The sequence below is a fragment of the Luteimonas sp. TWI382 genome, from assembly GCF_039674545.1.
In the GTDB taxonomy this organism is placed as follows: domain Bacteria; phylum Pseudomonadota; class Gammaproteobacteria; order Xanthomonadales; family Xanthomonadaceae; genus Luteimonas.
Genome location: NZ_JBDJNS010000006.1, coordinates 81933 through 95544, shown reverse-complemented (window position 1 = coordinate 95544; position 13612 = coordinate 81933). Strand labels below are relative to the sequence as shown.

Annotated in this window: 11 protein-coding genes and 2 tRNA genes; 11 read left to right on the top strand and 2 right to left on the bottom strand. The window is 67.6% G+C overall.

Features of this window, described 5'->3' with window-relative positions; translation table 11 throughout:
- Positions 1 to 237: 237 nt before the first annotated feature.
- From ABE505_RS06040 to orn, 3 genes are all read left to right on the top strand, one after another.
- On the top strand, positions 238 to 873 hold the full coding sequence (locus tag ABE505_RS06040; RefSeq protein ID WP_346442466.1) for a helix-turn-helix domain-containing protein: 636 nt from the start codon (positions 238 to 240) through the stop codon (positions 871 to 873).
- A gap of 80 nt (positions 874 to 953) precedes the next feature.
- A complete protein-coding gene (gene tadA / locus ABE505_RS06035; protein ID WP_346442468.1) occupies positions 954 to 1460 on the top strand; it encodes a tRNA adenosine(34) deaminase TadA in 507 nt (168 codons plus the stop codon).
- Positions 1461 to 1527: 67 nt separating this feature from the next.
- Complete coding sequence (orn, locus tag ABE505_RS06030) at positions 1528 to 2091, top strand: oligoribonuclease (RefSeq protein ID WP_241946213.1); 564 nt, start codon at positions 1528 to 1530, stop codon at positions 2089 to 2091.
- Positions 2092 to 2732: 641 nt separating this feature from the next.
- On the opposite strand, the gene ppsA is transcribed toward orn, so the two are convergent.
- Positions 2733 to 5111: a phosphoenolpyruvate synthase gene (gene ppsA, locus ABE505_RS06025; protein ID WP_346442470.1), complete on the bottom strand. Its 2379-nt coding sequence runs from the start codon at positions 5109 to 5111 to the stop codon at positions 2733 to 2735.
- 112 nt (positions 5112 to 5223) lie between these two features.
- On the opposite strand from ppsA, the gene ABE505_RS06020 reads away from it, so the two are divergent.
- The 8 genes from ABE505_RS06020 (at position 5224) to ABE505_RS05985 (ending at position 12329) form a co-directional block, all read left to right on the top strand.
- A complete protein-coding gene (locus ABE505_RS06020; RefSeq protein ID WP_346442471.1) occupies positions 5224 to 6045 on the top strand; it encodes a pyruvate, water dikinase regulatory protein in 822 nt (273 codons plus the stop codon).
- A gap of 56 nt (positions 6046 to 6101) precedes the next feature.
- Entirely contained in the window at positions 6102 to 6608 is a 507-nt protein-coding gene (locus ABE505_RS06015; RefSeq protein ID WP_346442473.1) for a DUF1249 domain-containing protein, read from the top strand.
- Between the two features lie 98 nt (positions 6609 to 6706).
- A tRNA-Ala gene (locus ABE505_RS06010) sits at positions 6707 to 6782 on the top strand.
- A gap of 52 nt (positions 6783 to 6834) precedes the next feature.
- Positions 6835 to 6910 (top strand) — tRNA-Glu (locus ABE505_RS06005).
- 142 nt (positions 6911 to 7052) lie between these two features.
- Positions 7053 to 8852, top strand: coding sequence for a GGDEF and EAL domain-containing protein (locus tag ABE505_RS06000; RefSeq protein ID WP_346442619.1), 1800 nt, complete (start codon positions 7053 to 7055; stop codon positions 8850 to 8852).
- Positions 8853 to 8861: 9 nt separating this feature from the next.
- Positions 8862 to 9245: a CopL family metal-binding regulatory protein gene (locus tag ABE505_RS05995; protein ID WP_346442475.1), complete on the top strand. Its 384-nt coding sequence runs from the start codon at positions 8862 to 8864 to the stop codon at positions 9243 to 9245.
- Positions 9246 to 9321: 76 nt separating this feature from the next.
- Positions 9322 to 11121: a copper resistance system multicopper oxidase gene (locus ABE505_RS05990; RefSeq protein WP_346442477.1), complete on the top strand. Its 1800-nt coding sequence runs from the start codon at positions 9322 to 9324 to the stop codon at positions 11119 to 11121.
- A gap of 569 nt (positions 11122 to 11690) precedes the next feature.
- Positions 11691 to 12329: a copper resistance protein B gene (locus tag ABE505_RS05985; RefSeq protein WP_346442479.1), complete on the top strand. Its 639-nt coding sequence runs from the start codon at positions 11691 to 11693 to the stop codon at positions 12327 to 12329.
- Between the two features lie 10 nt (positions 12330 to 12339).
- Here the strand turns inward: ABE505_RS05985 and ABE505_RS05980 are convergent, their stop codons facing one another.
- Positions 12340 to 13488 (bottom strand): alpha/beta fold hydrolase, encoded by a 1149-nt coding sequence (locus ABE505_RS05980; protein ID WP_346442481.1) that lies wholly within the window; start codon positions 13486 to 13488, stop codon positions 12340 to 12342.
- Positions 13489 to 13612 lie beyond the last annotated feature (124 nt).

The following is a 13612-nucleotide window of genomic DNA, read 5'->3' as shown; positions in this document are numbered from 1 at the left end:
TCAGGCTACATTATTCCTGATCGGAAAAATGTCAAACCTTGCGTCGCGGGATGTCCGGAACGGCCGCTTCCAACGCGATCCGTCGCCGAGCCGGCCGCCGCCCGGTCAACGCACGTTGGGCGGGCACAAGGCCCTCGCCGCGCGCCGTGTCGCAAAAAAAACATCCTGATCAGGATGGTGTTCATCCGGCCGTAGTATCGTGCCGGTCACTTCACTGGGAATCACCAAGGCCTGTCGATGAGTCCGAAGAGCCCCACGCTCGGAACCCTGCTGCGCGGCTTGCGCACGCGCAGGGGCTGGACGCTCAGGGAGATGAGCGAACACACCGCCATCCCCCTGTCCACCCTGTCGAAGATCGAGCACGATCGTCTGACCCTGACCTACGACAAGCTCCAGCACTTGGCGCAGCGCCTGAACATGCGCGTGTCGGAGCTGTTTGCCGAACCCGAGCCGGGCGCCGCGCCGCAGGCGGTCACCGCCCGCCGCAGCATCGGCACGCTGGACAAGGCCTTGCGGGTCAAGACCGACAACTACGATTACTTCTATCTGTGCACCGAGTTGCGGCGCAAACGGATGATCCCGATCCTCACCCGGGTCCGTGCCAAGACGACGGCCGAGTTCGGCGATCTGGTGCGCCATCCCGGCGAGGAGTACATCCACGTGCTCGAAGGCCGGATCCAGGTGCACAGCGAGTTCTACGACCCGGTGGTGCTCAGCGCAGGCGAGGGCATCTACATCGACAGCCAGATGGGGCATGCCTACATCGTCGACACCGGCTGCGAGGAAGCCTTGCTGCTCGGCGTGTGCTCGAGCGCGGAGGAAGACCTCATGGAGTCGTTGATCACCATGCACGAGCAGGAAGGCAGCGTCTGAGGCCACCGGGGCCCGGGCCTTGCCATGCAAGTGCATGCAGGGCCTGGGATGTGCAGCAGGCCACGGGCCATAATGCCGGCATGCCGGACCTGCACGCGCACTCTCTGACCGATGCCGCCGCTGCGGACGCGACATGGATGCGCCGGGCGCTGTCGCTCGCTGAGCGGGCGATGGCCGAGGACGACGAGATTCCGGTCGGCGCGCTGGTCGTGTCGCCGCAGGGCGAGGTCATCGGCGAGGGCTGGAATCGCAACATCGCCGAGCACGATCCCAGCGCGCATGCCGAAGTGGTGGCGATGCGCCGCGCGGGCCGGCTCCTGGGCAATCACCGGCTCGTCGGCTGCACGCTGGTGGTCACGCTCGAGCCCTGCGCGATGTGTGCGATGGCGATGATCCATGCGCGGATCGCGCGCGTGGTGTTCGGGGCCTTCGACCCCAAGACCGGCGCGGCGGGCAGCGTGTTCGACGTGCTGGGCGATCCGCGGCACAACCACCGGGTCGAGGTGACGGGCGGGGTGCTGGCCGAGGTCGCCGGGCCGATGCTGACGAACTACTTCCGTCGCAAGCGCGGGCGTCCGCCGCGTTGATCGCGGGCGAGGGGGGGGGGGACCGCTGCGATATCATGCGTGCCACGACAGCGATGGCGACCTGCCCATGAATGCCGACAGGCACAGCGACACCCGGTTGATCTGGATCGATCTGGAGATGACCGGTCTGGACACCGACCACGACCAGATCCTCGAGATCGCCACCGTGATCACCGATGGCGATCTCAACGTGCTGGCCGAAGGTCCGGAGCTGGCCATCGTGCAGCCGCTCGATGTGCTCGAGGCGATGGACGACTGGAACCGCAACCAGCACACGCGCTCGGGGCTGTGGGCGCGTTCGCTGGAGCAAGGCGTCGGCCTGGCCGAGGCGCAGGCGCGCACGCTGGCGTTCCTGCAGCAGTGGGTCGAGCCGGGGCGTTCGCCGATGTGCGGCAATTCGATCTGCCAGGACCGGCGCTTCCTGCACCGGCAGATGCCGGCGCTGGAGAAGTTCTTCCACTACCGCAACCTGGACGTGAGCACGCTCAAGGAGCTGGCGCGCCGCTGGGCGCCGCAGATCCTGTCGGGCTTCACCAAGCATTCGGCGCATACGGCGCTGAGCGATGTGCACGATTCGATCGACGAGCTCCGGCACTACCGGCGCCACATGGCGGCGCTGGCGCAGCCTTGATTCTCTGCCTGCGGTAGAAAGGTGCACGGCTCTAGTGCTCGCTGCGCGAGCCGTTGCGGGGGCCACTTCGGATAGGCATCGGCCTGCCGCCCGGTAGCCGCTCTTCCCTCGGCAGGCCGCTTCGCGGTCCGGCCACGCGAAGCACGCGTGGCGTTCGCATGGATGCGCGGCAGTGCCGCGCACGCCATCCATGCTCACCCTGTCCTGACTCGGGCGCGCGCCCGCTCCGCTTTGCGGATTGGTCCGGCCCGGCGTAGCACGCCGGGCGTTCGCCCGCTCGCGCGGCATGCCGCGCAAGCAGAACGGGCTCACCCATGGCGCGCTTGGCGCGGCCACCGACCGTCAGTCCGCTGCTGCAGACGTGTGCGCTCCGGCTTCGAGTAAACGCAACGTCGCATGCTGGGAGAAATCGCGCACTGGCAGGCTCAGTGCGTCGTGCTGGTCGGGGGTTGCGATAGCGGGCCATGGATGGCCCGCGGCGGCGAGTCAGCCATGGATGGCTGACCGAGCCGGGGAGCAATCCCCGGCCGGCGCGACGCGCGTTCCGGAGAGGAGGCAGTGGAAAAGCAAGATGTCCCTGACCTCGCAAAGAGCCACAAAAAAGCCCGGGAACATCCCGGGCTTTTCGTGGGGCAGGGCGGTCAGCCCGCGCGTGCCTTCGACTTCGCGAGCCGCAGCCAGGTATCGACCACGGTATCGGGGTTGAGCGACACCGACTCGATGCCTTCTTCCATCAGCCATTGCGCCAGGTCCGGATGGTCCGAGGGGCCCTGGCCGCAGATGCCCACGTACTTGCCCTTCGCGCGTGCGGCCTTGATCGCCATCGACAGCAGCTTCTTGACCGCCGGGTCGCGTTCGTCGAACAGGTGCGCGACGATCGACGAGTCGCGATCCAGGCCCAGCGTGAGCTGGGTGAGATCGTTGGAGCCGATCGAGAAGCCGTCGAAGATGTCGAGGAACTCGTCGGCCAGCAGCGCGTTGGACGGGACTTCGCACATCATGATGATCTTCAGGCCGTTCTCGCCCTGCTTCAGGCCGTTCTTCTCCAGCACCTCGACGACCTTGCGTCCCTCGTCGAGCGTGCGCACGAACGGGATCATCACCCACAGGTTCTCCAGGCCCATCGTGTTGCGGACCTTGAGCACCGCGCGGCATTCGAGCGCGAACGCTTCGGCGAACGAATCGTCCACGTAGCGGCTGGCGCCGCGGAAGCCGATCATCGGGTTCTCTTCGTGCGGCTCGAAGTTGCTGCCGCCGATCAGGTTGGCGTACTCGTTGGACTTGAAGTCCGACAGGCGCACGATCACCGGATGGGGCGCGACCGAGGCAGTCAGCGTCGCGATGCCTTCGGCCAGGCGGTCGACGTAGAAGTCGACCGGGCTGCGGTAGCCGATGGTCTTGGCGTCGATCTTCTTCTTGGTCGCCGCATCCTGCCGGTCGTACTGCAGCAGCGCATTGGGGTGCACGCCGATGTGCGCGGCGATGATCATTTCCAGCCGTGCCAGTCCGATGCCGGCGTTGGGCAACTGGCCGAAGTCGAACGCGCGCTCGGGGTTGGCGACGTTCATCATGATCTTCAGCGGCGCCTCGGGCATCGAGGTCAGATCGGTCGTGGTGCGATCGAACGGCAGCTTGCCGGCATAGATGTAGCCGGTGTCGCCCTCGGCGCAGCTGACCGTGACTTCCTGGCCGTCCTCGATCGTTTCCAGCGCATTGCCGGTACCGACGACGGCCGGCACGCCGAGCTCGCGAGCGATGATCGCGGCGTGGCAGGTGCGGCCGCCGCGATTGGTGACGATCGCCGAAGCACGCTTCATCACCGGCTCCCAGTCAGGATCGGTCATGTCGGCCACCAGCACATCGCCCGGCTGCACCCGATCCATGTCCTCGAGCCGGCGCACCACGCGCGCCACGCCCGCGCCGATCTTCTGGCCGATCGCGCGGCCCTCGCAGACCACCTCGCCGCGCTGCTCCAGCGAGAAACGCTCGATCTGGGTGTTCTTGGCGCGCGACTTCACCGTCTCCGGACGCGCCTGCACGATGAACAGCTTGCCGCTGGCGCCGTCCTTCGCCCACTCGATGTCCATCGGGCGCTGGTAGTGCTCTTCGATGATCAACGCCTGGCGTGCGAGTTCCTGCACGTCCTCATCGTCGAGGGAGAAGGTGTTGCGCAGTTCGGCCGGCGTGTCCTCGGTGCGTACCCGCTCGCCGGGGACGTCGGAGTAGACCATCCGCAGCTGCTTGGCACCGATCGAGCGGCGCAGAATCGCCGGCTTGCCCGCCTTGAGCGTCGGCTTGTAGACGTAGAACTCGTCGGGATTGACCGCGCCCTGGACGACCATCTCGCCCAGGCCGAAGCTCGAGGTCACGAACACCACATCGCGGAAGCCCGACTCGGTGTCAAGCGTGAACAGCACGCCCGAGGCGCCGATGTCCGAGCGCACCATCAGCTGCACGCCGGCCGACAGGAACACGTCCTCGTGCTTGAAGCCGTGGTGGACGCGGTAGGCGATCGCGCGGTCGTTGTAGAGGCTGGCGAAGACCTCCTTGACCTTGTGCACGACGTCGTCGGCGCCGGTGACGTTGAGGAAGGTCTCCTGCTGGCCCGCGAACGAGGCGTCGGGCAGGTCCTCGGCGGTGGCCGACGAGCGCACGGCCACGGCGATGTCGCCGCCGCCGTTCTCCGACGCCAGCTTTTCGTAGGCGGTGCGGATGTCGGCGTCCAGCTCGGGCTGCAACGGGGCCTGGGTGACCCAGCCGCGGATCTCGCGGCCAGCGGCGGTCAGCGCGCCCACGTCCTCGACATCGAGCGGCGCGAGCCGGTCGAAGATGCGCTGGTGCAGATCGTTGTGCGCAATGAACGCCTTGAACGCGTCGGCCGTCGTGGCGAAGCCCCCGGGGACCGAGACGCCCAGCTTGGCCAGGTTGCCGATCATCTCGCCGAGGGAAGAATTCTTGCCGCCGACCTGGGCCAGGTCGGTGAGTCGAAGGTCGTGCAGCCACAGGATATTGGCGCTCAAGAGGAGGCTCCGTGTCGCGTGATCGGGGAGACCGGACCGGCGGGTCCGGCTGAGACGGGTTATTTTAGCCCTCCCGGGCGCCGCGGCGCTCGCCGATGCGACGGCTTCCGTCATGCCGACATCCCGTCCCGTGTTCTACGTCTCAGATGGCACCGGTATCACCGCCGAGACCATCGGCCACAGCCTGCTGACCCAGTTCAGCGGCACGCAGTTCAGCACCAACCGGATTCCGTTCGTCGACAACGCCGAGCGCGCGCGCGAAGTCGCGGCGCTGATCCGCGCCCGTGGCGAGGCCATGGGGGCACGTCCGATCGTCGTCAGCTCCTGCGTCGACCCGGGCCTGGCGACCATCCTGGAGGAGAGCGGGGCCCTGGTGCTCGACGTGTTCGCGCCGTTCATCGAGCCGCTGGAGCGCGAACTGGTCGAGGCGCGCGAGTCGCGCGTCGGGCGTGCCCACGGCATGGTGGACTTCGACACCTACCACCGCCGCATCAACGCGATGAACTTCGCGCTCGCGCACGATGACGGCATGTCGGTCAACTACGACGAGGCCGATGTGATCCTGGTGGCGGTGTCGCGCGCCGGCAAGACGCCGACTTGCATCTACCTGGCGCTGCACCACGGCGTGCGCGCGGCGAACTATCCGCTCACCGACGAGGATCTCGAGCACGATCGGCTGCCGCCGCGGCTGCGCGCGCACCGGGCCAAGCTGTTCGGACTGACGATCGACCCGGTGCGCCTGGCCCAGATCCGCCAGGAGCGGCGCCCGAACTCGCGCTACGCCAAGCTCGAGACCTGCCGCCAAGAGGTCAGCGCGGCCGAGTCGCTGTTCCGGGCCGAGCGCATTCCGGTGCTGAGCACCACCCATACCTCGATCGAGGAGATTTCCAGCAAGGTGATGTCGACCCTGGGCATCGAGCGGGTGATGTACTGACGCGGCGCGGACCGGGGCTGCCGGGCGGTTCACTGCACGGCGTGTAGGATCGCGTCATGGCCAATGTCGACTCCACTCGTGTCCGGATGCCCGCCCTGGGCCGCTTCGGCTGGCTGATGGCGCTGTATGCCGAGAACCACGTCCGGCTCACCCGGCTGTTCCATCCCGGCGACCTGTCTCCCGGCCCCTACCTGTCACAGGCGTCGGGTACGCCGACGGTCCGGCTCGACGTGATCGCGCAGCATCGCTACACCACCGAACTGCGGCTGAGCTACACCATGCTCGATCCGCTGACCGGCGAGCCGGATCCCTCTGCGCACCTGCGCCTGTATCGCGACGCCGGCCAGGTCGAGGCGACGCATTGCTACGTCGGCCGGCGCTGGCAAGACGTCATCGGCATGTTTCCGCCGCCGGCCGAAGTGGTCGACCACCGCTTGCGCATGAACACGTTCCTGGGCAAGTGGCTGCAATATCTGGTGGAGCAGGGCCATGGGGTTGCAACTTTGCGTCCGAATCTGGATGATGCGCGCCTCGCTCGCAACGAAGCCGAACTTCTCGGCTGAAGGCACCCATCCGGAGGCCGCAAGTTGCGAGTGAGATGGAAGCGAAAACTTGTTGACGTTGCCGCACGGCATCCCTACAATTTCGCGCTTCCCACTGTGGGGCCATAGCTCAGCTGGGAGAGCGCCTGCATGGCATGCAGGAGGTCGGCGGTTCGATCCCGCCTGGCTCCACCACAATTTCGTCGCGAACCACAAGGCCGGTCCGCGACATGATGCAGGCTTCTGCGTCCCCATCGTCTAGAGGCCTAGGACACCACCCTTTCACGGTGGACACCGGGGTTCGAATCCCCGTGGGGACGCCACTCAACGCTCTGCGAACGGGTTGCTTCGATGCGAAGCGGCCCGTTTTTTTTTGTCCCGCGCGGCACACTGCCGTCATGACGGATCGACGCCACAGGAGTAGCGTTTCGCCAGGCGCCTAGGGGGGAGACGGACGTGAGATCGATGCATGAGGCCGACCGGATCGCGTTGATCCGCAGTCTGGATCTGTTGTCGCTGGCGGGGCATCCTGAATTGGACAGAATCGTGTCCCTGGCTGCGTTCGCATTCCGGGTGAAGACGGTCCTCATCTCCCTGGTCGACGAGGTGGACCAGCACTTCCTGTCCTGTGTCGGCACCGAGCTGCGCGGGAGCAGCCGCGAGATCTCGGTCTGCACGCATGCAATCGAGCAGGACGACATCTACGAGGTCTGCGACCTGACCGCCGACCCGCTGTTCGCGCGCAATCCGCTGGTCACGCAGGTCCCTTGCATGCGGTTCTACGCCGGTGCGCCGCTGGTGCTCGGCGACGGCTACAAGGTCGGAACGATCTGCTTGATCGACTACGCGCCGCGCCGGCTGGACGATGTCGAGCGCGAGCAGCTACGTTCGTTTGCGCACCTGGTGGTGGGGCAGATCTCGCTGCTCCGGTCGATGGGGCGGCGCGACCCGGTGACCGGCCTGGCGAACCGCCAGCAGCTGGCTTGGGACCTGCGCGAATCGCTGCGGCATGCATCGCCCGGGATACCGGCCCTGTCGTACCTGTGCATCATCGACGTGCTCGATCTGGCCAGCGCCCACCGCTTGAACCAGGCCCTGGGGGTGGCGCCGGTCGAATCGATCATCCGGCAGTTGGGCTATCGCCTGACCGACGCCCTGGGCGACACCGCACGGCTGTACCACGTCGGCGTGACCCGGTTCGCCTTCGTGCTGGCGAACGTGGCGGAAGGAGACGTCGAGGCGGTCCTCGAAGACCTGCGCGAGCGGCTCAGCGAGCCGGTGGTGAGCAGCGGCTTGACCTTGCAGGCCGTGTTCCACGCCGGTGTGGCGAGTTTCTCCGCGGACGATGCCGCCGATGTGCTGCGCCGTGCCGTCACCGCGATGCATGCGTCGCTGGAGACCGGTGCGACCTGGTGCGCGTACGACCGTGATCGCGACGCCCGCCTGCAACGTCATTACCGCCTGGCCACGCAGGTCGAGCGCGCGCTGGAGACGCATGAGTTCTCGCTGATGTACCAGCCCCGGCTGCGTCTGTCGACCGGGCGTCTGCATTCGGTCGAGGCCTTGCTGCGCTGGCGGCATCCCGAGTACGGCGACATCGCCCCCGACGAGTTCATCCCGGTCATCGAAGGCACGACGCTGATGCCGTTGGTCACCCGCTGGGTGCTGCGCCAGGCGCTCGTGCAACTGCAGGCCTGGGAGCAGCAGGGGGTCGTGCTCGACATCTCGGTCAACCTGTCGGGTGCGGATTTCCGCGATGGACAGCTGCCGGATTACGTCGCCGGGCTGGCCCGCGAGTTCGGCGTCGCGCCGCCGCGACTGGAGCTGGAGGTCACCGAGGGCGAATGGCTGCGCGACAAGGGCCGGGTCGCCGCCCAGCTCGCCGCGCTGCAGGCGCAGGGGTTCAACATCGCGATCGATGATTTCGGCGCGGGCTACAGCAACTTCTCGTACCTCAACGAGCTGCCTGCCACTACGATCAAGATCGACCGCGGGCTGCTCGCTGGCATCGAGACCAGCGAGCGCCGCGCGCGGCTGGTCAGGACGGTGCTCAAGCTGTCGGCCGAACTGGGCTATCGCACGGTCGCCGAGGGCGTGGAATCGCCCGAGCAGATGGCCAGACTCCGCGAATGGCAGTGCGACGAGGCGCAGGGCTATCTCGTCTCGCGGCCGCTCGCGCCCGAGGCATTGGTCGCGCTGCTCCGGCAACAGGCGGATGCGGAGGGCGTCCCGCTCGCCGGTGCCGGGCGGGACGGCCCGGTATAATCGGCATCGATGCCCCGGATCTCCGCCACTGCCGTCCGCATCCTGCTGCTCGCACTGCTGCTGATCGAGGCGACGGGCGTCGTCTTCGCTTCGCCCCCGATCCCGCGCGATATCGCGACGCACGACGCCGGCCATGGAGGCGGCGCCGATGCTTCTCCTTGTCACGGCGATGCCGAGCAGGCGCCGTCGGAGCCGGGCAGGGCCAACACACCCCACGCGGCGTGCGACGACGACGGTTGCCGTTGCCTCCACGGCTGCAGCATCGCGCTCATGCCGCGCCTCCGCCCGCTGATGCTGCTGCCCCGGCCGACGCGCCACGACGCGCACGGACTGCAGGTGCGTGCAGATCCTGCCCCTGTCCAACCGAACCGCCCTCCCATCGCCCACCTCTGATCCGCATCGATCGCCCACCCCGCGAGGGGCAGGGCGCAGCGCCCGTGTGACCGGGCTCCCTACGGATGGAGTAGCGATGACTTCCGATATGTTCTCTGGCCGCGGCGGCTTCGACCCCGCGCGCCGCCGTTTTGTCCAGGGCCTGGCGCTCGGTGGCCTGGCCGCCGGCCTCGGCGCCTGGCCGCGCCCGTCCTGGGCACTGCAATCCCCGCACGGTCGGATCCTGGCCGGCACCGACTTCGACCTGGTGGTCGGCGAGACACTGGTGAACTTCACCGGCCGCACCCGGCCGGCCGCGACCCTCAACGGCAGCCTGCCCGCGCCGATCCTGCGCTGGCGCGAAGGCACCACGGTCACCTTGCGCGTGCGCAATGCGCTGCCGGCCGGCTCGATCTTCGGCGACATGACCTCGGTGCACTGGCACGGCATCGTGCTGCCGGCGAACATGGACGGCGTGCCGGGCATGAGCTTCGACGGCATCCATCGCGGCGAGACGTTCCAGTATCGCTTCGACGTACGCCAGGGCGGCACCTACTGGTACCACAGCCATTCGGGGTTCCAGGAACAGGCGGGCATGTACGGCGCGCTGATCATCGACCCGATCGCGCCCGAACCCTTCGCCTACGACCGCGACTACGTCGTGCTGCTGACCGACTGGACCGACCTCGATCCGCATGCGCTGTTCACGCGGCTCAAGCAGATGGCCGAGCACGACAACTGGTACAAGCGCACGGCCGGCGACTTCGCCCGCGACGTGCGTCGCGACGGCTGGCGCGCCACGCTCGCCGACCGCCGCGCGTGGGGGCAGATGCGGATGACGCCGACCGACCTGTCCGACGTCAATGCGCACACCTACACCTACCTGATGAACGGCACGACGTCGCCAGGCAACTGGACCGCCCTGTTCCGGAGCGGCGAGAAGATCCGCCTGCGTTTCATCAACGGCTCGGCGATGACCTACTTCGACGTCCGCATCCCGGGCCTGAAGATGACCGTCGTTGCGGCCGACGGCCAGTACGTGCACCCGGTGACGGTCGACGAGTTCCGCATCGCTGTGGCCGAGACCTTCGACGTGATCGTCGAGCCTTCAGGCCAGGATGCCTACACGATCTTCGCCCAGGACATGGGCCGGACCGGCTTCGTCAGCGGCACGCTCGCCGTACGGGAGGGCTTGCGCGCACCGGTCCCTGCGGTCGACCCACGGCCGATCCTGACCATGGACGACATGGGCCACGGCGGCATGCATGGCATGGATCATGGTGCGGGGCAGGGCATGGGGCAGGACGGCCATGCGGCAGGCGCGCACGGTGACGGCCACGACCACGCCGCGATGGGGCATGGTGCCATGCCGATGCAGGCGCACCCCGACAGCGAGCGCGGCAACCCGCTCATCGACATGCAGACCATGACCCCGGCGCCGAAGCTCGACGATCCCGGCATCGGGCTGCGCGACAACGGCCGCACGGTGCTGACCTACGGGGCGATGCGCAGCCTGTTCGACGACCCGGACGGCCGCGCGCCGTCGCGCGATGTCGAGCTGCACCTGACCGGCCACATGGAGAAGTTCGCCTGGTCGTTCGACGGCATCAAGTTCAGCGACGCCGCGCCGCTGCGGCTCAACTACGGCGAGCGCATGCGCATCGTGCTGGTCAACGACACGATGATGACCCATCCCATCCACCTGCATGGCATGTGGAGCGACCTGGAGGACGACGACGGCCGCTTTCAGTTGCGCAAGCACACCGTCGACATGCCGCCCGGTACGCGCCGGAGCTTGCGCGTGCGCGCCGACGCGCTCGGTCGCTGGGCCTTCCACTGCCACCTGCTGTATCACATGGAAGCGGGCATGTTCCGCGAAGTGCAGGTGGTCGAATGAGCGCCGCCACCTCGCATCCCAGGTGCATGCCCTCGTTGCTCGCCGCTGCGCTGCTCGTTGCTGGCGGCGCGCAGGCGCAGGACCACGCGCATGGCCACGGCCATGGCGAAACGCATCGACCGCCGTCGACGGCCGCATCGCATGGCGCGTCCGCACACCGGCACCCTGCCCCCGCTGCGCCCAAGCAAGCGGGGCAGGGCGCGCATCGAACCACTGTGAAAACGACCCGTCCGCATCCCCGGACGGACCATGGCGTACATGCGGATCGGACGGCGCACGAGACACCTGCTGACGATGCGGCGCGCCTGCAACAGGCGATGCCCGCAAGTGCCCGACATCCCGCCCGCGATGATTCGCAGGTGGACCACTCCAGAATGAATCATGCTGGGATGGATCACGCAGGGATGGAGGCTGCAGCAGGACACCCAGCAGCCGCCGAGATGGAGGGCCACTCCGGACCTGCGCCTGGGGCAGGCGACTTGCCTGCGGATGCGCCTCCGCGCACGCCAATTCCTGCGCTCACTGAGGCCGATCGCGAGGCCGCATTTCCGTCGTTGCATCCCCATGCGATGGGCGATTCGGCGATCCGCCATCTTGTACGCGTCGACCGACTCGAAGGCTTCGATACCGATCACGGCCATGGCCTGGGCTGGGAAGTGGACAGCTGGATCGGCGGCGATCTGCACCGCTTGTGGCTCAAGTCCGCCGGCGAGCGCGTGGCCGGCCGCACCCACGACGCTTCGCTGGATGCGCTCTATGGCCGCAGCGTGTCGCCGTGGTGGGACGTCGTCGCCGGCGCTCATCACGTGTTCGCGCCGGGGCGTGCCAAGACCTACGCAAGTCTCGGCGTGCAGGGGCTGGCGCCGTACTTCTTCGAAGTCTCGGCAATGGCGCATGTCGACGATCGCGGCCGCGTGCTCGCCGAGCTGGAGATCGAGTACGAATTGTTGCTGACCAACCGCCTGATCCTGCAGCCGGCGGTCGAGCTCTCGGCCGCCAGCGAGTCGGATCCCTCGCGCCGGATCGGCAGCGGCCTGAACGGGATCGAAGCCGGTCTGCGGTTGCGCTACGAGGTTACCCGGCGCTTCGCGCCGTACATCGGCGTCGTGCACGAGCGCAGCTTTGGCCAGACCCGGGCGCTAGCGCAGGCCGACGGCGGCAGCGGACGCGAGACGCGCTGGGTGATCGGGGTCAGGACCTGGTTCTAGCCGACGCGGTCTAGTCTTGGCGGCAGCGCCGGACCGATGCGCCGGGGCCTTCGGCCCCGGTCGCCATCGGACGCACATGCGCCACCAGCGTGAGCAGCATCTTGCCCGGTTCCTCGTTCATGACCTCGTGTGCCGACTGCTCGAACCAGACCAGTTCCTTGCACGGCGCGTCGACGGTCGCGAACCATTCGGCCGCCAGTTCGGACGACACATTGTGGTCGTGGCGACCCAGAAACAGGAACAACGGGGTCTGGAGCTCGCGGATCGTGGTCATGTCCAGCGTCAGGACCCCAGACAGGAGATGCGTCATCGAGTAGTCATTGCCGGCCCAGACCGCTGCCAGATCGGCATCGGTGTACTCGGGTGCCAGCCACAGGGCTGCAGCCTCGGCCTGTCCGCCGCGGCGGTTGTGGACCATGCCGCCATAGTGGTTGAGCCATTTGCGTTGCTTGAACAGATCGTCCAGCGGGACCGGCGCCGTGCCCTGCGCGTAGGGCTGCAGCGACATCAATTCCTCGACAGCTTCCGCATTGCCGTCCTGGCGAGCCTGTTCCAGCGTCCATGCCCAGCCACGACGCTCGCTTTCCGGTGCATTCGAGATCTGGCCGACGCCGATGTAGGCATGCAGCCACTCCGGCCGCTGTCGCGCCACTTCGAGTCCCAGATAACTGCCCCAGGACTGGCCCAGCACGAAGATCCTGTCCTGCGAGAACGCCTCGCGCAGCCAGGCCACCATCTCCACGGCATCGGCCACCATGCGTTCGCGGGTCATCGTCGGGGCGATCGCGTCGGGATCATGGCTCGCGTAGGTTTTGCCCGCGCCGCGCTGGTCCCACTGCACGACCGTGAAAAACTCCTCCCAGCCACGCTGGAAGTACCAGCTCGTCGGCATCGACACCCAACCCGGACCGCCGTGGAGCATCAACAGCACGGGATTGCGGCGATCGCTGCCGCGAATGGAAACCCATTGATCGATGCCGCCGATCCGGACTTTCTCGAGGCGTTCGACACCGTGATCGGTGACCACGCGCCGCATGTCGGCAACGATGGCCACGCTGTCTTCCCGGGTCTTGGACACCTGCGCGTCGGCGGCGTGCAAAGACGTTGGCAGCAGAAGGAGCGCGAGCGCCGCCGCAGCGCAAGCGGTGGACAGCAGCATGGCAGCAGTTGCGGGCCGGAGAATGCGGCGAAGCGACATCGAATGCCTGTCATGATGGAACGGGGCGCCGATGATGCCATGCCACAGCGGGCAGGACTGCCGGATGCGCGCGCATGCAGGACGG

Coding starts and splice junctions, on each gene's coding strand:
- ABE505_RS06040 (WP_346442466.1), top strand. CDS start 238: ATGAGTCCGAAGAGCCCCACGCTCGGAACCCTGCTGCGCGGCTTGCGC.
- tadA (WP_346442468.1), top strand. CDS start 954: ATGCCGGACCTGCACGCGCACTCTCTGACCGATGCCGCCGCTGCGGAC.
- orn (WP_241946213.1), top strand. CDS start 1,528: ATGAATGCCGACAGGCACAGCGACACCCGGTTGATCTGGATCGATCTG.
- ABE505_RS06020 (WP_346442471.1), top strand. CDS start 5,224: ATGCCGACATCCCGTCCCGTGTTCTACGTCTCAGATGGCACCGGTATC.
- ABE505_RS06015 (WP_346442473.1), top strand. CDS start 6,102: ATGGCCAATGTCGACTCCACTCGTGTCCGGATGCCCGCCCTGGGCCGC.
- ABE505_RS06000 (WP_346442619.1), top strand. CDS start 7,053: ATGCATGAGGCCGACCGGATCGCGTTGATCCGCAGTCTGGATCTGTTG.
- ABE505_RS05995 (WP_346442475.1), top strand. CDS start 8,862: ATGCCCCGGATCTCCGCCACTGCCGTCCGCATCCTGCTGCTCGCACTG.
- ABE505_RS05990 (WP_346442477.1), top strand. CDS start 9,322: ATGACTTCCGATATGTTCTCTGGCCGCGGCGGCTTCGACCCCGCGCGC.
- ABE505_RS05985 (WP_346442479.1), top strand. CDS start 11,691: ATGGGCGATTCGGCGATCCGCCATCTTGTACGCGTCGACCGACTCGAA.
- ABE505_RS05980 (WP_346442481.1), bottom strand. CDS start 13,488: ATGCTGCTGTCCACCGCTTGCGCTGCGGCGGCGCTCGCGCTCCTTCTG.